Here is a 19938-nt window from a genome sequence, read left to right as displayed (position 1 = left end):
AAGGTGTAGCTGGAGGCCTGGAAGACCGCGCCCCAGCTCACCGTGTAGCTGCCCGTTCCATTGGTGCCAGGGGCACTCAGGCTCGGCGCCGCGCTGGGCGGGTTGTACACGTCGCGTTGAACGGCGTTGACCCAGGCGCTGCAGGCGTAGGGGTTGCACGCATGCACGGCATACGAGTGCATGGAAAGCGGCCCGTCGTAGACGCTCTCCACCTCTTTGGACGTACCGGTCGTGCTACCCACGACGCTACCGGTGTCGGCATCCTTGACCTCGTAGTACGTGGCGCCAGCGGATGCCTGCCACACGACCGTCAGGGTTTCGAGCTTGGGATTGACGCGCAGGTCGTTGGCGTACACCCCCGTGGGCGCCGGTGGCGGGATGGCGATTGCCACGGTCGCGACCGCGCCATAAGGCCCGCAGCCGGTTGTATTGCACCCAGTAAGTGAACCTGACCCCGTTAGCTCCCCAGCTCACCGTATAGCTGCCCGTTCCATTGGTGCTGGGGGCACTCAGGCTCGGCGCCGTGCTGGGCGGGTTGTACACATCGCGCTGGACAGCGCTGACCCAGCCGCTGCAGGCGTACGGGTTGCAGGCACGCACGGCATACGAGTGCATGGAAAGCGGCCCGTCGTAGACGCTCTCCACCTCTTTGGACGTCCCGGCCGTGCTGCCCACGACGCTGCCGGTGTCGGCATCCGTGACTTCGTAGTACGTGGCGCCAGCGGATACCTGCCACACGACCGTCAGGGTTTCGAGCTTGGGATTGACGCGCAGGTCGTTGGCGTACACGCCCGTGGGCGCCGGTGGCGGGATGGCGATTGCCACGGTCGCGACCGCACCATAGGGCCCGCAGCCGGTTGTATTGCACCCAGTAAGTGAACCTGACCCCGTTAGCTCCCGTTCCGGTGGTCGAGCGTCCACACCCACCTGGCCCGCGCGAGCGACCCGCTCGTTGCGCCCCATCCGCTTTATTTGGGCATGGGCAAGAATGCACGGGACCGCGCGATTGCTTATAGAGCCTGGCTGGACGCCGGCATCACTATCGAAGAGCTCCAGCGCCTGCGTACCTACGCCCAACAAGAACGTGTCCTTGGTGACGAACGCTTCCAACGGATGGTCGAAGCAACACTGGGGCGACCCGCCGTCAGCCGACCGCGCGGCCGGCCAAGGCGTGCCACAAGTGACGAAAGCTAGTTGCCCCGGCTCAACTTAATTACCTACGTCCCCTTTAATTGCCGGGCACCCCGGCGTCGGCCTGCTTGAGGATCGAGACGATATGCGTCTCGGTGAACTTCGACTTCTTTATGGAACCTCCTGGCTCGGAAACGATGCCAAAAAGTTCTACTTTCGAGATGTCTGCCTAGTGGGGGAGCTTACGCCGGTGCCGGTGCAACCTCGTACCGATTAAATTTTCTACGCCCCATTTAATTTAACGGATGATTGAAATAATACTGGGCGGGCCGCTACCAGCCGACCATGGCACGTCATAGTGGACAAGATTTAACTACTCCCACCCCTTTTTATTGACCCTAAGAGGCAACCTTCAATACTATCAGTAGCGCAGCGGATTCCGCAAAAAAGTACGTGGCCATCCTGATGACCAATATTCTCCCATTAACCGCACATACCTTAAGAACCAATACGACATTAAGAAATACCCAAAGCGTGAGGAACGAGTAAAAAGCAAAAGTTCCCGCACTGAACAGCTCGCGCCCAGCCACCTCCCCAAAGAAGATCATGGGCAGCCAGAACAAAGTAATCAGAAGTTTTCTTGACAACTTATTCACCTACTTTTGGTGGCGGAAGGCGTTCACTGGCCGGAACCTCATCGGCGCATACCCCATGCTCACATCCACCAAGATCGTCGACATGAGTCATTGCTCCGGCAAAAAAAGTCCAAGGGGTTGCCTCCGCGAGGCCGCTTTTGCTAATGCTCAAAGTTTTGAGGGATAGCTTTTTTAGCAATGCCTTCGATGCTTTATCATCAACCCATTTGAGAACTTTTTTTGACAACGTGTTTCGAAATATTGTTCGCCCCGGGGGGAGCTTAAATATCGGTGATATTGAGGCCACCGACAATATGCCAGAAGCATTGGAGGAGGGTTTATTGGACGACGACGAGCTTGCCTGCACGTAAGCGGCAATGCTCGGCTGAATACATCCCCCGCAATCGGCTGTATCGCGCATCCTCTGGACCTGCGGGGACACGGGAAGTGGCTTAGGCATTGATGGTTCATCATCGTCCGAGCATGGGCCGCGTTGACCTTCGCACGATTCACCAAACGGATCAAAGTTGCCTACAGGCTCGTTATCTGCATAGGAAAATCTGTTAAATGTCGCCACTTCGCCTGCAAGAACGGGAACGGGATCCACGCTAAGGAACCGCCCGACCTCCGGATCGTAATACCGCTGCTGCATGTAAACGAGCCCGGTATCCGGATCCTCCACATGCCCCGTATACCCCGGCCCCGCTGCCACCGGCCCCGCCTGCTGCTTGCCATAGGGCCGATAGTCGTACCGCGCGATGATGTTGCCCTGCGCATCCTCCCGCGCCAGCACCGTGCCCTGCACATCCGTCAACACGTACGTCGTCGTTTCCGCCGCCGGCGCCGGGCCACCCCAGCACAGGCTCAGCAATGTCAGCACGACCGCCGCAACGCGCGCCCACGCCGCGCCTCTCCAACCTGATGCTTTCACGATTGCTCCCTCCCTGATCCACGGCCGGATCGCGCCAACGCGCTTGCCCTCCCCCTCCCGCCTCATAGCTTCACCGCCGTCACCGGGCTGGACCACGCCGAGCAGCCGTTGGCATCACAGGCACGTGCCGTGACGCTCTGCCCGGAATGACTGACCTCGGTGGCCGGGATGGAGAGCGTCGTGACGTTGAAAGTCTTGACCGCTCCCGTGACCGTATCGGTCGCCCGTACCTCATACCGCGTCGCACCGGTCGCCCCGTTCCAGCTGGCGGTGAGGAACCACGCGTAGGTCGGCTCGGGCGGTGGCGGCATCATGCTCGGCGAGACGTCCGTCGAACCGGCGGGGGCCGCCTTGAGCGAGGGGGCGCTGGCTATCGCACTGAACCCCGTGCTGACCCACCGTACCTGCGCCGTCACGCCCGTCACGTTGGTGACGATCGCTACCGTGACGGTCACGGTGGCGCTCCACGGCCCATTGCCACCGCTGTTGGAGGCCATGACCCGATAGCGGTAGCTCGCAACCGCCTTGCCGCTGAACGACCTGGACGTGCCGCCGCCGCTGTAGACCGTGGACCAGGCACCGCCGTTGACGCTCTCCTGCAAGGTGTAGCTGGAGGCCTGGAAGACCGTGCCCCAGCTCACCGTATAGCTGCCCGTTCCATTGGTGCTGGGGGCACTCAGGCTCGGCGCCGTGCTGGGCGGGTTGTACACATCGCGCTGGACAGCGCTGACCCAGCCGCTGCAGGCGTACGGGTTGCACGCACGTACGGCATACGAGTGCATGGAAAGCGGCCCGTCGTAGACGCTCTCCACCTCTTTGGACGTACCGGTCGTGCTGCCCACCACGCTACCGGTGTCGGCATCCTTGACTTCGTAGTACGTTGCGCCAGCGGACGCCTGCCACACCACCGTCAGGGTTTCGAGCTTGGGATTGACGCGCAGGTCGTTGGCGTACACGGCCGTGGGCGCTGGCGGCGGAATGGCGATCGCCACGGTCGCGACCGCGCTATAGGGCCCGCAACCGACTGCGTTGCAGCCCCTGACCCGGTAGCCGTAGTGCGCGCCGTTGGTGACGCCGCTGACGACCGTAGAGCGGCTGGCGCCGTTGTACCGGGCGCCCCAGGCGCCGGCATCCTGCTGCTCCTCCAACTCATAGCGGTCGGCGTTCGCCACGGCACTCCAGCTGACCGTGTAGCTGGCCTGGCTGCTTACCGACGGAACGCTCAGCGAAGGCATTGCGGTAGGTGCATAGAGCACGGTTACCGGCTCGGACGCTGCCCATCCCCGGCTGCCGTAGCTGCTCTTGGCCGCGACGCGGTAGACATAGCTGCCTACGGCAAGCCCGGACCGCGAGATCGACAGCCCGGGCGTGTCCGTTGCGATACGCACCCAGTTGCCGCCGTCCTGCTGCTGATCGACGTCGAAGCGGGTTGCCGTGCTTGGCCGTGTCCAGCTGACAGTGAAACTGGCGCTCTGCAGGCCGGTTGGCACGGTGACGGTAGCCAACTGCGGCCAGACCCCCATCGCAGGGGACTCACGCCAATCGCTGCACTCTTGCGTGCATGCACGCACCCGATACAGGTAGCTGCCGGCAGCCTGCCCACTGAAGCTCTTGCTGTTGACAGTGCCGCTGTAGACCTCGTGCCAGCTGGCACCGCTGTCCGGGCTCTCCTGCAACTCGTAGCGCGCCGTGGGAACCTGGAACCATCCCACGGTATAGCTGCCGTCATTCGGGGCATTGCTGAAGTAGATGTTCGCTGGTGGGTTGAGCACCAGGTCGCCAACGTTGCGATGGACTTCGGCCAGCAGCTTGCGGCCAAGGTAGACGTAGTCGGTCTCAACGTTGGCGGCCGCATCAAACTGGTAAAGCAGGCGGCCGTCGGTGGTGTAGAGGTAGTAGACGTCACCGGTCGGGCTTGTCTTCTTGATCCGACGTCCGTGCGCATCGTAGGCATAGGCGCTTCCACCTACGACCTGGGTCAGCCGGTTGGCCTTGTCGAACACCAGGCTGGTGCCGTCCTTTTGCGTGACATTGCCCTGGGCGTCGTAATGGAAGGTGTGCAGCGTGGAGCCGTTCGCCGTTATCTGCGCGAGATGGCGATACCCGTCGTAAACGTAGCTGCGGTTTAGGCCATCGCTACTGAGCTGCCGCAGGTTGTTCAACGGATCGTAGGCATAGGTCTCCGTACCCCACAGGCCCGTGGCCTGGGCGAAGGTGAGGCGATTGAGGTCGTCGTAGCCAAAGCTTTTGTCTCGCCGATCGTCAAGGGCGTCCACGATCGTCAGGTTGCCGCTGGGATCGTAGGTGTACTGCTGCGACAGCACCGCTTCGGGCGCGTGAGGGTCGGACGATGGATGGAAATAGTTGAGGCTTCCAAGGATCTGGCGCTCGTTTTCCACGCCCATGTATTCCGTGCCGTCACCCAGGCGGTAGTACTGCACGTTGCCGCTGGGGAAATAGACGATGTCGGCGGCGTAGACGCCCACCTTGGACGGGCGGCCCATGGCATCGGGCGCGTAATCGAGCTCCTTGCCATCAGGGTAGGTGATCCTGGAAACGCTGCCGTATCGATCATGGCTGTACGTGATCGGCCATTGATGGCCCTCGACGTCGAGCGACTCGGACTTCATCTGCCCCAGGGCGTTGTAGCCGTACGTCCAGATCGAGAACCCGGAACACGTCTCGGCGGTCCAGCTCACGGCGCCGGAACAGGCCTTGTCGATCTGCCCCGTTGCGAGGTAGTGGAAGGCGACACCGGGTGTCCCCTGCGGATAGAGGCTGGAGAGCACCCGGTTCATCGGATCGTAAGCGCGGGTTGTTCTGGCCTCCGGGGGAACAAGAGTCCGCCCGCAATCGGCTTCGGTACCCGTCGTAGGCGCCGGGAGACTCAGGCCTGCTGCGCTCCAGGCCAGATTGCCTGCCTCGTCATAGGCCAACACTTCACTGCCGCTCTCCGGCTCGATGGTGCGGCACAGTCGCTGCTGGTCGTCGTAGACCAGCGTCTTGCGTTCGTCCTCGGTGAACCCGTTATAGCTACCGTATTGGCGGATCTCCGTGGGATTGCCGTAGATGTTGCGGGTAATTTCCTGGGACACGCCCGCAGGCGCATCGACCGTGACAGGGCTTTCGTAGACGGGCTGGTCGAAGACCTGGTAGCGGGTGATGGTCGCCTTGTTCCTGGGGTCGGTCACCTTTCTGCGCGCCCCGGACAAATAGGCCACGGAGGTGCTCAAGGCGCCCAGCTCGGAATCCTGTTGCGTAAGGGTCAGTCGCCCGATCGGGTCGTAGAGGCTGTGGACGCCCGTGCCTAGCGCTGACAGGTCGGGAGTACCACTGGCGGGATAAGACTGGAGCGTGGTCAAGCCCTTGTAGTTGTAGTCGACGCGCACGTTGCTGTGGGAGTCGCCGCGTCCTTCCATGTAGCTGTCGGTCAGAACCGGCTGGAGCAGCGCATCGAAGTAAGTCACCTGGCGTTGATCGCCCTTGCTGACGACGCGCCGCCAGTGGTTGGCAGCCACCCCGCGCTCAGCGCTATTCACAAACTCATAGCTGAACGTTCTGGGGTACCAGGCCTGCTCGTCTGCGCCGGGATAGTCGATGCGGGCCAAGCGGCCGATTGCGTCGTAGCCGTAGGAAGTCGTGGCGCCGGCCTGATCGGTGATGCTTTTGATCTGGCCAAAGTCATCCACCACCAGGCGTTGATGCGTGCCGTCCGGATAGTCAATCGTCTGGGGGATGCCGCGCTTGTAGCTATCCAGCGTCGTGCTATTTCCTCTGCCGTCGGTAAAGCTCGCCAACTGGCCTTGCGCATTGAAGGCGTAGCTCATCACCGTCTGGCCGAAATGCGCGCGGCTGGCAAGGGTAAGGTTGCTGGTGTTGTACGTGTACTCGTCCACGACCTTGCCGGTGGTCCGATTGGTCACCCGCTCGGGCAAGCCAAACACCCATAGACCGGTATCGTTGAGGTACGTCGTGTCTTCTTCCATCGCCTGGCTGGAAAAAGAGTTGTAGCGCTTGACTCTTGTCGCTTGGGCGTAGCCGTTGAACGCCACCACCTCCCAGGTGTACGTGTCCGCGCCATCCTGGACGATCTGGCGCCGCTGGAGGGGGAAGTAGCGGGTTATCTGTTGCGTGTTGACGTTTTCCTGCAGGACAGCGCCAGCCTCGGCAGGGAGCGGAGCAGTGTCCGGATCTGCGTAGCTGTTGCTTTCGGTCCGCAGGGCCGCGGAACCGGCGGCACCCGTGTAGTAGGTGGTCTTCAGCAACAAGCTTTCGGTGTGATCGAACTTGTTGCTGAAGAGATAGCGCACCGTGCTGCCGTCGGGGTTCTCGACATCGGTGTAAACCGTGGTCGCGCACGTGCCGGTGCAGTCCGACCAGCTTTCGTTGGGCGCCGAATAACGGTACTGCCAGGTCCTGCCGGGAGGGATGCCTGCGCCCGAAAGGGTTCGATCCTGTATCGAGAGGCCATACCAGGCATCCGGGATAGAGGCGTAGCTTCCCTGCGCGTCCTCGTCGAACCGCTCCATCCCCTTGCAATCGCGCGGCACAAGCGACCGGCCACGCTTGACCGGTTTCAGCGTAAAGATGCCCTGCAACCCCGACGGGTGGGTCACCGTGCCGACGACGGAGGCCAACGAAGTTGGCGTGCCCAGTTGCACGCAACTGGAATGGTTGTTGCCGGGGCTGAGCGAGGCGGCGTCGAAACTGCCGAGGTCGTATGTCCACTGGCTGCCGTCAGGCAAGGTCACCGAGCTCAGGGCTGGAGCGAGCACGTCGGAGGTATAGGCGTAGGTCCAGGTGCGGACCCCGTCCGTTGACGTTCGCAGCACTAGTTTTTGAATGCGCGGCGTGCCTTGAACGTATTCGACGCTCAGCGCGCGTCCGTCGCTGGCAGTGATACCGGTCAAAAGGCCGCTGTCGTATTGGAAAACCAGCCAGTTCCCGAAACGATCCTGAATCCGGGTCACCAACATCTGGGCCACTTGCCTCTGGATCGAGTTCGTAGAAGGGGCCGCATGCGCGACCGAGGATCCGGACAACAATGCGATGACATTCTCCAGAATGTCCCCTCGCGACGCCCAGAGCGCGTCCATCCTTCCACCGCCTGCCCTGGACGCTATTCCGGATTCGTACAACGGGCGCACCAGCCCCTGTGCACCGCGATAGACCAACTCATCGAACCAGTACCTCGTGCCATCCGGCGCCTGCGCCAAGAACCCTTCGCCAGGCGCGCCGTTGCTGGTGGAGCCCAGACAACTGAAGCGCCACTGGTTCTTGGTTACCGCCGGATATACCGAACGGCTTGCCGGATCGTGATTGGCCAGCATGTCCTGGCTTCCCTGTCCGGGAAGAACCAGGTGATAGCCCTTCCACCAATCCCTAGGCTCCCATGAGGTAAGCGCCGAGTCTCCTGGCTGCATGGTTACCGTGGGCGGAGTGTTGAAATACGTGCAACGCAAATTCGGATCGATGCCAGGGGCCGTTTCGACCTCCCAACCGCTGATGCGACGCAATACCGGATCGAAGCCGGAGACGGTCATCGTCTCCAGGTGAGGCAGCACCAGATCCCAGTCGCCAAAAGCAAACTGCGAGCGCACATACCGATCGTGTTCGACCTGGAACTGACGAGTGAGCGCCAGCGGAAGCCCGTTGCCGCCCAAGCTCACGTCCGTTTGGGTGAAAGACAGCGATCCGTCGTACAGACCGATGTTTTCGCCGAAAGGATGCTCACCCAGCGGCTGGATGTTTTCGTCGACCCGGACGAGCTTCTTGTATTCGTCCTCCGGTCTGGCATCGGTGGCTGTTGCCGGAGCGTTCACCACCAAAAGAAACGCAGCACAAAGGCACGCGCGTGCCCATCCCTGGCCTGGCATATCCATCCCCTAGTTGTCCCCAAGGCAGCCCGCGTTGCACGAGCAGCTTCATCGAAGCTACATGAGCATGCGTAGGCGCTCAAGTGCTCATGAATGGCTCGACCGTGCAATAGGCCGATTTAGCTGAACAGGCGCGCTCGGGCAAATCGGCTTTCCTGTCCGCGACGTATGGCGGCGTCACTTTTTTGCATTCTTGGCACCTCGGCGCGGGCGGCACGCAAGCCGCCTGCTTCGACCTCCGCCCTGACACTTTCTCCACGCCGCCATCGCTACTTGTAGATGTTTGGGCGGTGACGCGATGGCGGCACGGCAGATGGGGAGTACGAACGTGCGCTTGGAACGGATGTGCGTGTTGGTTGCCAGTTGGATCGGGGTAAGCTCGTCGCTCTCGACGAACGCCGCGGCCGCCCGGGTACCGGCGAACCGCGGCAAGGACGACGGCCAGCCTCCGTACGGGGCCTACCCACACCGGAGCCGCAAGCTCGACGCCAGGGACCTCGCGACTGTACCCATGGTTCGCCGCGCAACCGCTGCCGGCCGGAAGCAAACAACGATGAGCACCCGCCTGCCCGTCCTGTTGCTCGCCACGCTCGCTCTCGGCGCCTGCACGGATCACACCCCGATGGATGCGCACGCCGCCGAAGCCAGCGCGGCTGCGACCAAGGCCCCCGCGTTCGCCCCGCCGCCCGAATCGGCGATTCCGGAAGGTCCCTACGGCGACATGGTGCGGCTGGGTCGGGAGATCTTCATGCATACGCGCAAGGCCGCGCCCGCCTACGTCGGCAACGGCCTGGCCTGCGTCAACTGCCACCTCGACGCGGGGCGGCTCGCCGATTCGGCGCCGCTGTGGGCCGCGTACGGCATGTATCCGCAGTACCGCAAGAAGAACCATCACGTGAACAGCTACGGCGAGCGCCTGCAGGGCTGCTTCATGTACAGCATGAACGGCAAGGCGCCGCCGCTGGGCGACAAGGTAATCCTTGCGCTGGAAACCTATTCCTCCTGGATGGCGCAAGGCGCGCCGCACGGCGTGAAACTCGAAGGCGCCGGCTATCCGAAGGTTTCATCGCCGGCGAAGAAGCCGGACTACGCCCGCGGCCAGGCGGTGTTCGCGCGCGATTGCGCGCTCTGCCACGGCGCGGACGGCCAGGGGCAGAAAGTCGCCGGCGACTACGTGTTCCCGCCGCTGTGGGGTCCGGATTCGTTCAACTGGGGCGCCGGCATGCACGAACTGGACAAGGCGTCGGCCTTTATCAAGGCGAACATGCCGCTCAGCCGTGGCGGCAGCCTGAGCGACCAGGACGCATGGGACGTGGCGATCTTCATGGATGCCCACGAACGCCCGCAGGACCCGCGCTACAAGGGCGACGTGGCGGCCACGCGCAAGGCCTTCCACGACACGCCGATGTCGCTGTATGGCCAGCGCGTCAACGGGCACCTGCTCGGTTCGGAACCGGCACATTGAGTCGCCGGTCGCGCGCGAGTGTGCGCGGCATCACACCCGCCACCACGGGTGCGGCCCCTTGCCCGTCAATTCACGCGCCTTTTCTACACTGATGCACTGCGTACCGGAGGATTCCGGCCAAGGAGACAACCTCAGGATGTCCTACAGCAAAGCCACGACCATGTCCGACGACGACCTTGCCCCCAAGCCCATCCGCCGCCTGCTGGCGTGGTTCGGTATCGCACTGCTGCTGATCGCCTGCGCGGCTGCCGTGGCTTTCACCATGTCACGCCCGCAACCCGACACGCGGCTGACGTACCCGCGCATCCACGGCGCCGGCGGCGTGTTGCCGGTGGGACCCGATGCGCTGATGCCCTCGACCACGGCCGAACACCGGCTGTACATCGACATCGACAGCGACGAGCCCACCCGCGGTGAAATCAACCGTCGCCTGCACACCGCGGCCAAGCTGCTCAACCTGTATGCACTGGCGGGCGTGCCCAGCGAAAAAGTGCATCTGGTGGTGCTGTTCTACGGACGTGGCGTGGATCTGGCGCTGTCGGATGCGGCCTACCAGAAGAAGTTCGGCCATCCAAATCCCAACGCCGGATTGATCCGGCAGTTGCGCCAGGCGGACGTCGACATGGTGGTGTGCGGGCAGGCGCTGGGGCACCAGAACTTCGTCGCGGCCAACATCCGTCCCGGTATGACGCTAGCGCTGTCGGCGCTGACCACGCGCGAGGAGTTGCAGGCGGCGGGGTATGGCGAGGTGCCGAAAGAGCCGGATTGATCCCGGGTGCGGCGACTTTTTCGGGGTGGCGTTGTTCCTGACTGCTCACCCCGGGCTTAGCGGGTCCAACGGCTTCTGCACTGCGGGCCGTGGACGGTCGAGGCAAGGTCTCCCCCATCCGCCTGTCGGCACCTTCCCCCGTAAACGGGGGAAGGCTCGGTGGGGAGTCTTGTTACCAAGGTGCGGCTGTTCCTGTACTACGGGGGGACGGCGGCAGATAGCCTGGGACAATGCTTCCCTTCCCCCGTTTGTGGGGGAAGGCTCGGTGGGGCGTCTTGTTACCGAGGCGCGGCCATTCCCGTACTACGGGGGAGGGCGGCAGATCGCCTGGGACAATGCTTTCCTTCCCCCGTTTACGGGGGAAGGTGCCCGCAGGGCGGATGGGGGAAGCCTTGCGAAAAACCCCTCACTCACGCCGCATCCGACTCCGGCAGCCGGCACAGCCGGCGCACGTCCAGCAGCGCGACGAAGCCGCCCTTCCATGGCAGCACCCCGATGACCGGATCGTCCACGCGCGCGGCGCGGCCGGGCGGCGGTGGGGCAATCGCGTCGTTCCCCGGCAACAGCAGTTCGCCGACCGCATCCACACGCAGGCCGACGGCATGGCTGGCGTGGTTGAGCATCACCACGCGCACGCTGTCCGAGTCGCCGTCGCGCGACGGCAAGCCGAGCCGGCGGCGTCCGTCGAGCACCGGTACCACTTGCCCGCGCAAGTGGCGAATGCCGAGCAGGTCCGACGCGGCACCGGGCACCGGCGTCACTTCGCCGATGCGGATCACTTCGCTCACCTGCGTCAAGGGCGCGGCGTAGGCCTGGCCGTCGAGTTGAAAGGTGAGCCAGTGCTGGGGGTTCGGAGTGGCCGTTGCATTCATGATCTAAATTTCTTGGTGATGGCGGCGCGGTTCACTTGGCGCGCCCGGGCATGACAATCAACGGTGCTTCGACAACGTGCACCGCAGCCTTGGGCGCGCTTGGCGGTGCGCCAGCCCCGGCGAGCGCCGCGGCTGAAGGATCAGGCTCGGCGGCCGTGCCGGCGGACGGAGTGGCGTCGGCGAGCTGGCCGATCCGATCGGTGCCGCCGGAGTAGCGCGTCGGCGTGGCATGGTCGCTCAGCACCACGACCAGCACGCGACGATTGCGGTTGCGGCCTTCCACTGTGGTGTTGTCGGCCGCTGGCCGGAACTGGCCCCAGCCAATGATGCCAAGGCGCGCGGGACTCACGCCGTGTTCGGTGAACAGGCGCGCCACGCTGGCGGCGCGGGCGGCCGACAGCTCCCAGTTGGACGGAAAGACGGCCGTATTGATCGGCTTGTCGTCGGTGTAGCCCTCGATGCGCAGCGGGTTGCCGAACGGCGCCAGGATGCCGCCCAGGTTGCTGAGCACCGCGTCGGCCTGGTGCGAGAGCTGCGCCACGCCGCTGGGAAACAGGATGTCCGTGCGAATCTCGATCTCCAGCCAGTTCGGCGTGCGCCGCACGACCACCTGCTGTTTGTCGATCAGCGGCTGCAGCGCCTTTTCCACCTCGTGCTGGATGCGCGTGAGGTTGGCCTGGCGCTGTGCTTCCTGTGCGGCCTGCACGTCGCGCAGGGTCTCGTGCGGGGCGCGCTGGGCGACGATCCGCCGAGACGCGGGACGCAGCGGAATGGGCACCGCCACCGGCGCGGCGGCGGCGCCGGGCTGGCTCCGCGGCGCGGCGATGGCCGGATCGACGTTATGCGGCCTGGCGTTCGTCGGCGGCATCGGCGCGATCACGTGGCTGGAGCCGTTGAACGCCTCGATGATCGACTCGGACATGACGCGGTACTTGCCCTCGTTGACCACCGAGACGGCGTACATCACCACGAAGAAGGCGAGCAGCAGCGTCATCAGGTCGGCATAGGGGATCGCCCAGGCCTCGTGGTTGACGTGGTCCTCGTGGTGCTTGCGTTTCATGGGCAGGCTCCCGGAAAAGCCCGCATCTCCCCTGCAGGAACGCCCTTGGGCGCGACCGCCATCCCGGTCGCGCCCAAGGGCGCTCCTGCAGGGCTTGCGTGCCGCTGGCGGTTCACGACAGATACCCCTGCAGCTTGGCCTCGATCTGCCGCGGGTTGTCCCCCTCGGCGATCGACACCAGCCCCTCGACCAGGATCTCGCGCATCTGCGTCTGCTTGCGCACCAGGCCCTTCAGTCGCGCCGACATCGGCAGCATCAGCAGGTTGGCCAGCGCCACGCCGTAGATGGTGGCGACGAAGGCGGCGGCGATGCCGTGGCCGAGCTTGCTCGGGTCGGCCAGGTTCTGCATCACCGCCATCAGGCCCATCACCGCGCCGATGATGCCCATGGTCGGCGAATAGATGCCGGCGTTCTCGAACACCTTGGCGGCGACCAGTTCGTTGTGTTCACGCGCCTCCATTTCCACTTCGAGCACGCCGCGGATCGCCTCCGGCTCGCCGCCATCGACCAGCATCTGCAGGCCCTTGCGGACGAAGCCGTCGCTCTCTTCGTCGATCGCCGGCTCCAGGCCGAGCAGGCCCTGGCGGCGCGAGATTTCGCTCCACGCAATGATGCGGGTGATGAGGTCGGACGGCTGGAACACCGGCGGCCGATAGACCAGCGGCAACATGCCCAGCGCGCGGCGCAGCACGCTGCCGGGCGTCTGCACCATCAGCGCGGCGATGGTGCCGGCAAAGACGATGACGAACGCGGCCGGGTTGACCAGCGCGCCGATCGTGGAGCCCTTGAGGATGGTGCCGACGATGATGACCAGGAAGGCCAGGATCGTGCCGACAAGGCTCACCAGATCCATGTCAGCCCGCCGCCCTCAGTGACGGCAGCAGTTGCCCGCCGTCGTCGGCCAGGCCGGCCAGGTCGAGCACCAGCGCCAGGGCGCCATCGCCGGTCACGGTGGCGCCGGCGATGCCGGGCAGGCCCTCGAACAGGGGACCGAGCGGCTTGGCCATCACGTCCTCGCGGCCAAGCACCTCATGCACCAGGCAACCGATGCGCTGGTGGCCGATGTGCAGCACCACGACGTGGCGCGGCGCGGCGCCAAGCACGCCGGCCCAGCCGGCCAGGTCGCCCAGCGGCAACGCGCGGCCGCGGTGGTTGGCCACCAGGCGGCCATCGAGCATGCGGTCCTGGCCGGAGGTGAGTTCGAACACTTCCTCCACGTTGGATAGCGGCAGCGCGAACAGACGCGGGCCCACGCGCACCATCAGCACGCGCAGGATCGCCAGGGTCAGTGGCACGGTCAGTTCCAGCGCGCTGCCGTGGCCGAGCTTCGAGCGCACCGCGAGGGTGCCGCCCAGTTCCGCCACGCGCGTCTTGACCACGTCCATGCCGACGCCGCGACCGGAGATATCGGATATCTGCGCGGCGGTGGAAAAGCCCGGGCGGAAGATCAGCTCGTAGCACTCGTTCTCGGTCAGGCGCGCGGCCTGCGCCTCGTCGATGACGCCCTTTTCGACCGCCTTGCGCTTGAGCACGTCGGGATTCATGCCGCGGCCGTCGTCGCTCACCGCGATGACGATGCGCTCGCCACGCTGGCTGGCGGACAGGCGCACGGTGCCGCGGCGGGACTTGCCGGCCTTCACGCGTTCCTCGGGCATTTCCAGGCCGTGGTCGAGCGCGTTGCGCAGCAGGTGGATCAACGGGTCGGCCAGCGCCTCGACCAGGCTGCGATCAAGATCGGTGCCCTCGCCTTCGGTGACCAGGTCCACTTCCTTGCCGAGCTGGCGGGCGAGGTCACGCACGATGCGCGGGAAGCGCTGGAACAGGCGGCCGACCGGCTGCATGCGCATGGCTAGCACCGCGCCCTGCATCTCATCGGCGACGCGGTCGAGTTCGGCCGCGGCCTGCGCCAGGGTTTCATCGCCGCTCTTCTGCGCCAGGCTTTGCAGGCGGTTGCGCACCAGCACCAGTTCGCCGGCATGATTGACCAGCGCGTCGAGCCGGCCAGTGTCCACGCGCACGCTGGTCTCGGCCGGCGCGGCCGCGCGGGCGGGCGCCGGTGCGGGTGCCGGAGCGGCAGGCGCCGGGACCGGCACGGCACCGGGCGCACCGCCCTTGCCGTGCAGGTTGTCGAGCAGAGCCTCGAACTCGTCGTCGGCGATGCTGTTGCCGGGTGCCGGGGCGCTGGCACCCGGTGCCGCGGTTCCGTGCAGGTTGTCCAGCAACGCTTCGAACTCGTCGTCGTTGATGGTCGCGGGCGCGGGCGCGGCCGGTGGCACGGTACCCGGCGCGGCGGTGCCGTAAAGGCTGTCGAGCAGGGCTTCGAATTCGCTGTCGTCGATGCTGCCATCCGCCGGCGGCGCCACGGGCGCGGCGACCGGCGGCGGCGCCGGGGCGGGTGCCGCCGCACCCGGCATAAGCCGCTTGAGCAGCGCCGGCGGCGGCATCGCCATGGACGCACCGCCACGCAGCGCATCCATCATCGCGTTGAGCAGGTCGAGCGCTTCGAGCAGCGCGTCCATCCGGGCCGAGTCCAGCACCAGCGCCCCGTTGCGGGCGACGTTGAGCAGATCCTCGGCATGGTGGCAAAGCTGCACCATCGGCTCGACAGCGAGGAAGCCGGCGCCACCCTTGACCGTGTGGAACGCGCGGAACACCGCGTTGAGCAGGTCGGCGTCGCGCGGGCTGGCTTCCAGCTCGACCAGTTGTTCCGACAGGCGCTCGACCAGTTCCCCGGCCTCGACCAGGAAATCGTCGCGCAGTTCGGCGTCGAGTGAGGGATCCATGCTCGCTCCGGTCCGGCTCAGAAGCCGAATTCGCTGAGCAGGCGGTCCGCCTCGTCCTGGCCGGAGATCTTCTCCACCACCGGCGGCGGCTCGCGGCCGGACAGCGCACCCGTCAGGCGGACCAGCTCCAGCAGCGACGACTCCACCGACTCGATGAAGTTGACGACCTTCTTGATGCGCTGGCCGGACAGGTCCTGCCAGGACTGCGCCATCACCATGTCGTTGAGGCCGTCGCGGCAGTTGCCGGCGAACGCGCTGGCCTGGCGGGCCAGGTCGGCGACCGGATCGCACGGCGCGGCCGAGGCGAGCACCTGCTCGGCACACTGCGCCAGCGCATCGGCCTCGGGGCTCATGCGCTCGGCGAAATCGATGCTGCGATGGGCCGCCTGCGCGCTCATCTCCAGCACGTCATTCAGATGCTTGCGCACGTCGGCCACGCGGCCGGGCACGCCTTCCTGCGCCAGGTCGTTGCCGAGCCGGCTGACCGCGCCGTGCAGGTCGCGCGCGAGCAGGCCCAGCGCGCGGAAAAGGTGCTGTTCGCGCTGGCGCACCAGCGCATCGAGCGCCTGCTCGAACGCGGCGCCATCGGCGCTGTTGAGCAGATCGTGCAGCTCGGCCGGCAGCGCGGCTTCGTCGAAGGTGGACAGGACGGCGCTCATGCGCTGGCTCCGGCGGCGGCGAGGCGCTCGAAGATCTTGGTGAGCTTTTCCTTCAGCGTGACCGCGTTGAACGGCTTGACGATGTAGCCGTTCACGCCCGCCTGGGCCGCGGCGATGATCTGGTCGCGGTTGTTCTCCGCCGTGACCATCAGCACCGGCAGGCCCTTGAGCGCCGGTTCGGCGCGGATCGCGCGCAGCAGGTCGATGCCGGTCATGTTGGGCATGTTCCAGTCGGTCACGACCATGTCGAACGGCTGGCTCTTGAGCATGGTCAGCGCGTTGTTGCCGTCGTCGGCTTCCTGGATGAGCGTGTTGGTGAAGCCCAGCTCCACCAGCAGGTTCCTGACGATGCGCCGCATGGTGGAGAAATCGTCCACCACGAGGATTTTCATGTTCTTGTCCATTGGGCCTCTGCCGTGGATTCGGGATTCGGGATTCGGGATTCGGCTTGGGTGTCAGCGGGGAGAGGAGCGATCGGGCGGGGAAGCGCGCCGGCCTTTGCCTTTGCGATTCCCGACTCCCGAATCCCCCATCCCATCCTCACGCCAATCGCCAAGGCGCGCGCGCAGCCGCACGATCACCTGGCCGTGGATCTGGCACACGCGCGACTCGGTCACGCCGAGCACGGCGCCAATTTCCTTCAGGTTCAATTCCTGCTCGTAGTACAGCGACATGACCAGTTGCTCGCGCTCGGGCAGGCCGGAAATGCCGTCGATCAGCGCCTGGCGCAGGCCTTCCTGCTCGATGTTCTCCGACGGTCCCAGGTTGCCCTGGTCGATCACGTCGAAGGCTGGCGAGCCGTCGCCATCGTCCGGCGCGGTCAGGCTGAGCAGGCGCGCGCTGGCGGCATCGGCGAGGATCGCGTGGTACTCCTCCGCGCTCACGCCAAGCCGCTTGATGACCTCGGCGTCCTCGGCGTCGGCACCGGTCTCGATCTCGATCTGGCGCACCACCTCGGCCACTTCGCGCACCTTGCGGTGCACCGAACGCGGGGTCCAATCGGTCTTGCGCAGCTCGTCCAGCATGGCGCCGCGGATGCGGATGCCGGCGTAGGTCTCGAAGCTGGCGGCGCGGTCGGTGGCGTAGTGCCGCGCGGCTTCCAGCAGGCCGATCATGCCGGACTGGATCAGGTCGCCCACGTCCACGCTGGGAGGCAGGCGTCCCATCAGGTGATAGGCAATACGACGCACCAGTGGCGCGTGCTGGCGCACCAACTCATCCGCACTCTGTTTTTGCAGCTGGAGATATTCCGATGCCACGCTCATCTCACCACCCCGACGCCGTCACGGCCTGGCCACCGAAAAACGCGATGCGGTCCAGGCCCGCGCGCGCGGGTTCCTCCCAGTTATCGACCGCACCTGCCAATTGCTTGAATGCCTGCGACGAACGCGCCGCCGGCCACAGGTCCACCACCGCGCTCTGGCGCCGGATGGCCTGCTTGAGCCGCTCGTCCTGCGGCACGAAGCCGAAGAAATCCAGCACCACGTCCAGGAAACGGTCGCTGACCTTGGCCAGCTTCTGGTGCAGCGCGCGGGCCTCGCCCAGGTTGCGCACCTGATTGGCGACGAAGCGGAAGCGGCGCACGCCGAAGTCGCGACTCAATACCTTGACCAGCGCGTAGGCATCGGTGAGCGAGGCCGGCTCGTCGCAGACCACCAGCACCACGTCATCGGCCGCGGCGGCGAACATCGCCACGTTGTCGGACAGGCCCGCGGCGGTGTCGACCAGCAGATAGTCCGGCGGATTGGGCAGCTCGTCGAACGCGCGGATCACCGCGGCGTGCTCGCCGTTGCCCAGTTGCGCCAGGCGTCGCGCGCCGGAGCCACCGGGGATGACCTTCAGCCCGTGCGGGGCGTCCAGCAGCAGCTCTTCCAGCGTGGCCGTTCCGTCCAGCAGGTGGCCGAGGTGGCGCGAGGGCGCCAGGCCGAGCAGCACGTCGACGTTGGCCAGGCCCATGTCAGCGTCCAGCAGCATCACGTCGCGGCCCGCCATCGCCAGGCTCATCCCGAGATTGACCGCCACGGTCGTCTTGCCGACGCCGCCCTTGCCGCCGGCCACCGCGATCGCGCGGCAGCGGCGGCGCGGTGCGCCGGCATTGACCGCCTGGTGCGGCCGGTGCGGTGCGGGCGGGGCGCTGTCGCGCTCGCCCGTGATCGCGTTGAACATGTCTTTCAAGCCCCACGCCTGATTCATTGCAAGGATTCCGCTCATGCCTGCACCACCATCGTGCCGAAGCGTTCGGCCAGCACCGCCTCGTCGGCGGCCGGCACGTTGCCCTTGAGCGCCTGCGCGGCGCGGCACACCAGCAGGCGTGCGTCGGCGGCGGCGATGTCCTCGGGCACGCGCTGGCCGTCGGTGGTGTAGTCCAGCGCCAGCCGGTGGCGGATCAGCACCGACAGCGCGCCGCCGAGGCTGGGTGCCTCGTCGAGTTTGGTCAGGATTGCTGCGTGCGGCTTGACCGGCAGGTAGGCGCGCACGGCGTCTTCCAGCGACTGCGCCTGTGCGTTGGCGGCCAGCACCAGGCACGCGCGCAGCTCGCCGGCCTCGCGCAGCGCGTCCAGCTGTTCGGCCAGGCGCGGGTCGTTGCCGGCCAGGCCGGCGGTGTCGACCAGCACGGTGTGGCAGCCCTTCAGCAGCTGCAGGACCTGGCGCAGGCTGTCGGCGTCGTACGCCGGGTACACGCGCACGCCGAGCAGGCGGCCGTAATGTTCCAGCTGCGCGGCGGCGCCGATGCGGTAGTGGTCGGTGCTCACCAGCGCGACCTGCGAAGCGCCGTGGCGCACGACCGCCCGCGCGGCGAGTTTCGCCAGCGTCGTGGTCTTGCCCACGCCGGTCGGGCCGACCAGCGCGGTGACGCCGCCCTCCTCCGAACGGCCGCGGCCGCTGACCGCGATGCCGCGGCTGAGCATGCCCAGCGGCAGGTAGCGCGCCTGTTCGGGGGTCATCTGCGCCGGCAGTTCATCGGCCAGCGCGCGGGCGACGTCGGCGTCGATGCCGAGCCGGGTCAGTTCGCGCAACACGCGGGTGTGCATCGGCTGGCGGCGTTCCATGTCGTTCCAGGCCAGGCTGGAAAGCTGCATCTCGAGCATCTCGCGCAGGCTGGACAGCTCGGCGCGCATGCGCACGGTGTCCTGCGCGGCGCGCTCGATCAGCGGGTGGACCGGGGTCGGTTCGTCGATGCGCGATTCGGGCATGCCCGACGCGGCGTTGGCGTTGGCGTTGGCGTTGGCGTTGGCGTTGGCGTTGGCGTTGGCGTTGGCGGGGAGAGCATCGCCCGCAAGCGGGCTCCTACGAAGAGCGGGCTGCGGGCGCTCCCTCTCCCCCGGCGCAGCCGGGGGAGAGGGCTGGGGAGAGGGGGAGGCCTTTGCTGCGTCAGCCATCGGCGTCGAACGATTGGCGACCGCCAGCGTTTCGACGCGCGCCTCACGCACGGGCGGGGGCGGCGGAGGCGGCGTGGAAGCACGCACCGGCAACGCCGGCGGCTCCGCGGCCGGCGCGGGCGCTGCGCCGTGGCGCGCGGCTTCGCGCACCAGCGCCTCGTCGTAATCGACGGCGGCGATGATTTCGATGCCTTCGTCAATCTTGCGCGTGGACAGGATCACCGCATCCGGGCCCTGCTCCTCGCGCACTTCGCGCATCGCCTGACGCATGTCCGGCGCTACGAAACGTTTGATCTTCATTGCTTGCTCCGCAAGCGGGAATGGCGAATGGTCAATGGGGAATGGTTGAGGCGTTTCGCGCCAGCCCATGGCGTGCG

14 protein-coding genes are annotated in these 19938 nt (G+C 65.9%); 2 read left to right on the top strand and 12 right to left on the bottom strand.

Annotation, left to right across the window (positions count from 1 at the left end):
• From J7I44_RS03795 to J7I44_RS03785, 3 genes are all read right to left on the bottom strand, one after another.
• Positions 1-392: hypothetical protein (locus J7I44_RS03795; RefSeq protein ID WP_209616005.1), on the bottom strand; the 392-nt coding region annotated here is incomplete at its 3' end.
• 1387 nt (positions 393-1779) lie between these two features.
• The gene (locus tag J7I44_RS03790; RefSeq protein ID WP_209616002.1) at positions 1780-2697 is read right to left on the bottom strand and encodes an RHS repeat domain-containing protein; all 918 of its coding nucleotides are present in this window, start codon (positions 2695-2697) and stop codon (positions 1780-1782) included.
• A 62-nt stretch (positions 2698-2759) separates the two neighbouring features.
• On the bottom strand, positions 2760-8579 hold the full coding sequence (locus tag J7I44_RS03785; protein WP_209615999.1) for an RHS repeat domain-containing protein: 5820 nt from the start codon (positions 8577-8579) through the stop codon (positions 2760-2762).
• 547 nt (positions 8580-9126) lie between these two features.
• Between J7I44_RS03785 and J7I44_RS03780 the strand changes: the two genes are divergently transcribed.
• Entirely contained in the window at positions 9127-10038 is a 912-nt protein-coding gene (locus J7I44_RS03780) for a c-type cytochrome (protein ID WP_209615996.1), read from the top strand.
• 136 nt (positions 10039-10174) lie between these two features.
• Positions 10175-10807 carry a DsrE family protein gene (locus tag J7I44_RS03775; protein ID WP_209615993.1) on the top strand — a complete coding sequence of 211 codons (633 nt, stop codon included), beginning with the start codon at positions 10175-10177 and terminating at the stop codon, positions 10805-10807.
• A 410-nt stretch (positions 10808-11217) separates the two neighbouring features.
• On the opposite strand, the gene J7I44_RS03770 is transcribed toward J7I44_RS03775, so the two are convergent.
• From J7I44_RS03770 to flhF, 9 genes are all read right to left on the bottom strand, one after another.
• The gene (locus J7I44_RS03770) at positions 11218-11679 is read right to left on the bottom strand and encodes a chemotaxis protein CheW (protein WP_209615990.1); all 462 of its coding nucleotides are present in this window, start codon (positions 11677-11679) and stop codon (positions 11218-11220) included.
• Positions 11680-11710: 31 nt separating this feature from the next.
• Entirely contained in the window at positions 11711-12739 is a 1029-nt protein-coding gene (gene motD / locus J7I44_RS03765; RefSeq protein WP_209615987.1) for a flagellar motor protein MotD, read from the bottom strand.
• A 112-nt stretch (positions 12740-12851) separates the two neighbouring features.
• Positions 12852-13592: a flagellar motor protein gene (locus J7I44_RS03760; RefSeq protein WP_209615984.1), complete on the bottom strand. Its 741-nt coding sequence runs from the start codon at positions 13590-13592 to the stop codon at positions 12852-12854.
• Between the two features lies 1 nt (position 13593).
• Complete coding sequence (locus tag J7I44_RS03755) at positions 13594-15522, bottom strand: chemotaxis protein CheA (protein WP_209615981.1); 1929 nt, start codon at positions 15520-15522, stop codon at positions 13594-13596.
• Positions 15523-15539: 17 nt separating this feature from the next.
• The gene (locus J7I44_RS03750) at positions 15540-16181 is read right to left on the bottom strand and encodes a protein phosphatase CheZ (protein ID WP_209615978.1); all 642 of its coding nucleotides are present in this window, start codon (positions 16179-16181) and stop codon (positions 15540-15542) included.
• Positions 16178-16585, bottom strand: coding sequence for a chemotaxis response regulator CheY (locus J7I44_RS03745; protein ID WP_209615975.1), 408 nt, complete (start codon positions 16583-16585; stop codon positions 16178-16180). Before J7I44_RS03745 ends, J7I44_RS03750 begins: the two co-directional genes overlap by 4 nt.
• A gap of 51 nt (positions 16586-16636) precedes the next feature.
• Positions 16637-17446 carry an RNA polymerase sigma factor FliA gene (locus J7I44_RS03740; protein WP_209615972.1) on the bottom strand — a complete coding sequence of 270 codons (810 nt, stop codon included), beginning with the start codon at positions 17444-17446 and terminating at the stop codon, positions 16637-16639.
• A gap of 1 nt (position 17447) precedes the next feature.
• Positions 17448-18392 carry a MinD/ParA family protein gene (locus tag J7I44_RS03735; RefSeq protein WP_209615970.1) on the bottom strand — a complete coding sequence of 315 codons (945 nt, stop codon included), beginning with the start codon at positions 18390-18392 and terminating at the stop codon, positions 17448-17450.
• A complete protein-coding gene (gene flhF / locus J7I44_RS03730; RefSeq protein WP_209615967.1) occupies positions 18389-19861 on the bottom strand; it encodes a flagellar biosynthesis GTPase FlhF in 1473 nt (490 codons plus the stop codon). The genes J7I44_RS03735 and flhF overlap by 4 nt, the downstream gene beginning before the upstream one ends.
• Between the last annotated feature and the right edge of the window lie 77 nt (positions 19862-19938).

The sequence above is a fragment of the Frateuria flava genome, from assembly GCF_017837635.1.
GTDB lineage: Bacteria > Pseudomonadota > Gammaproteobacteria > Xanthomonadales > Rhodanobacteraceae > Frateuria_A > Frateuria_A flava.
The sequence above is the reverse complement of the archived record's forward strand: the minus strand, read 5'-3'. Positions and strand labels throughout refer to the sequence as shown.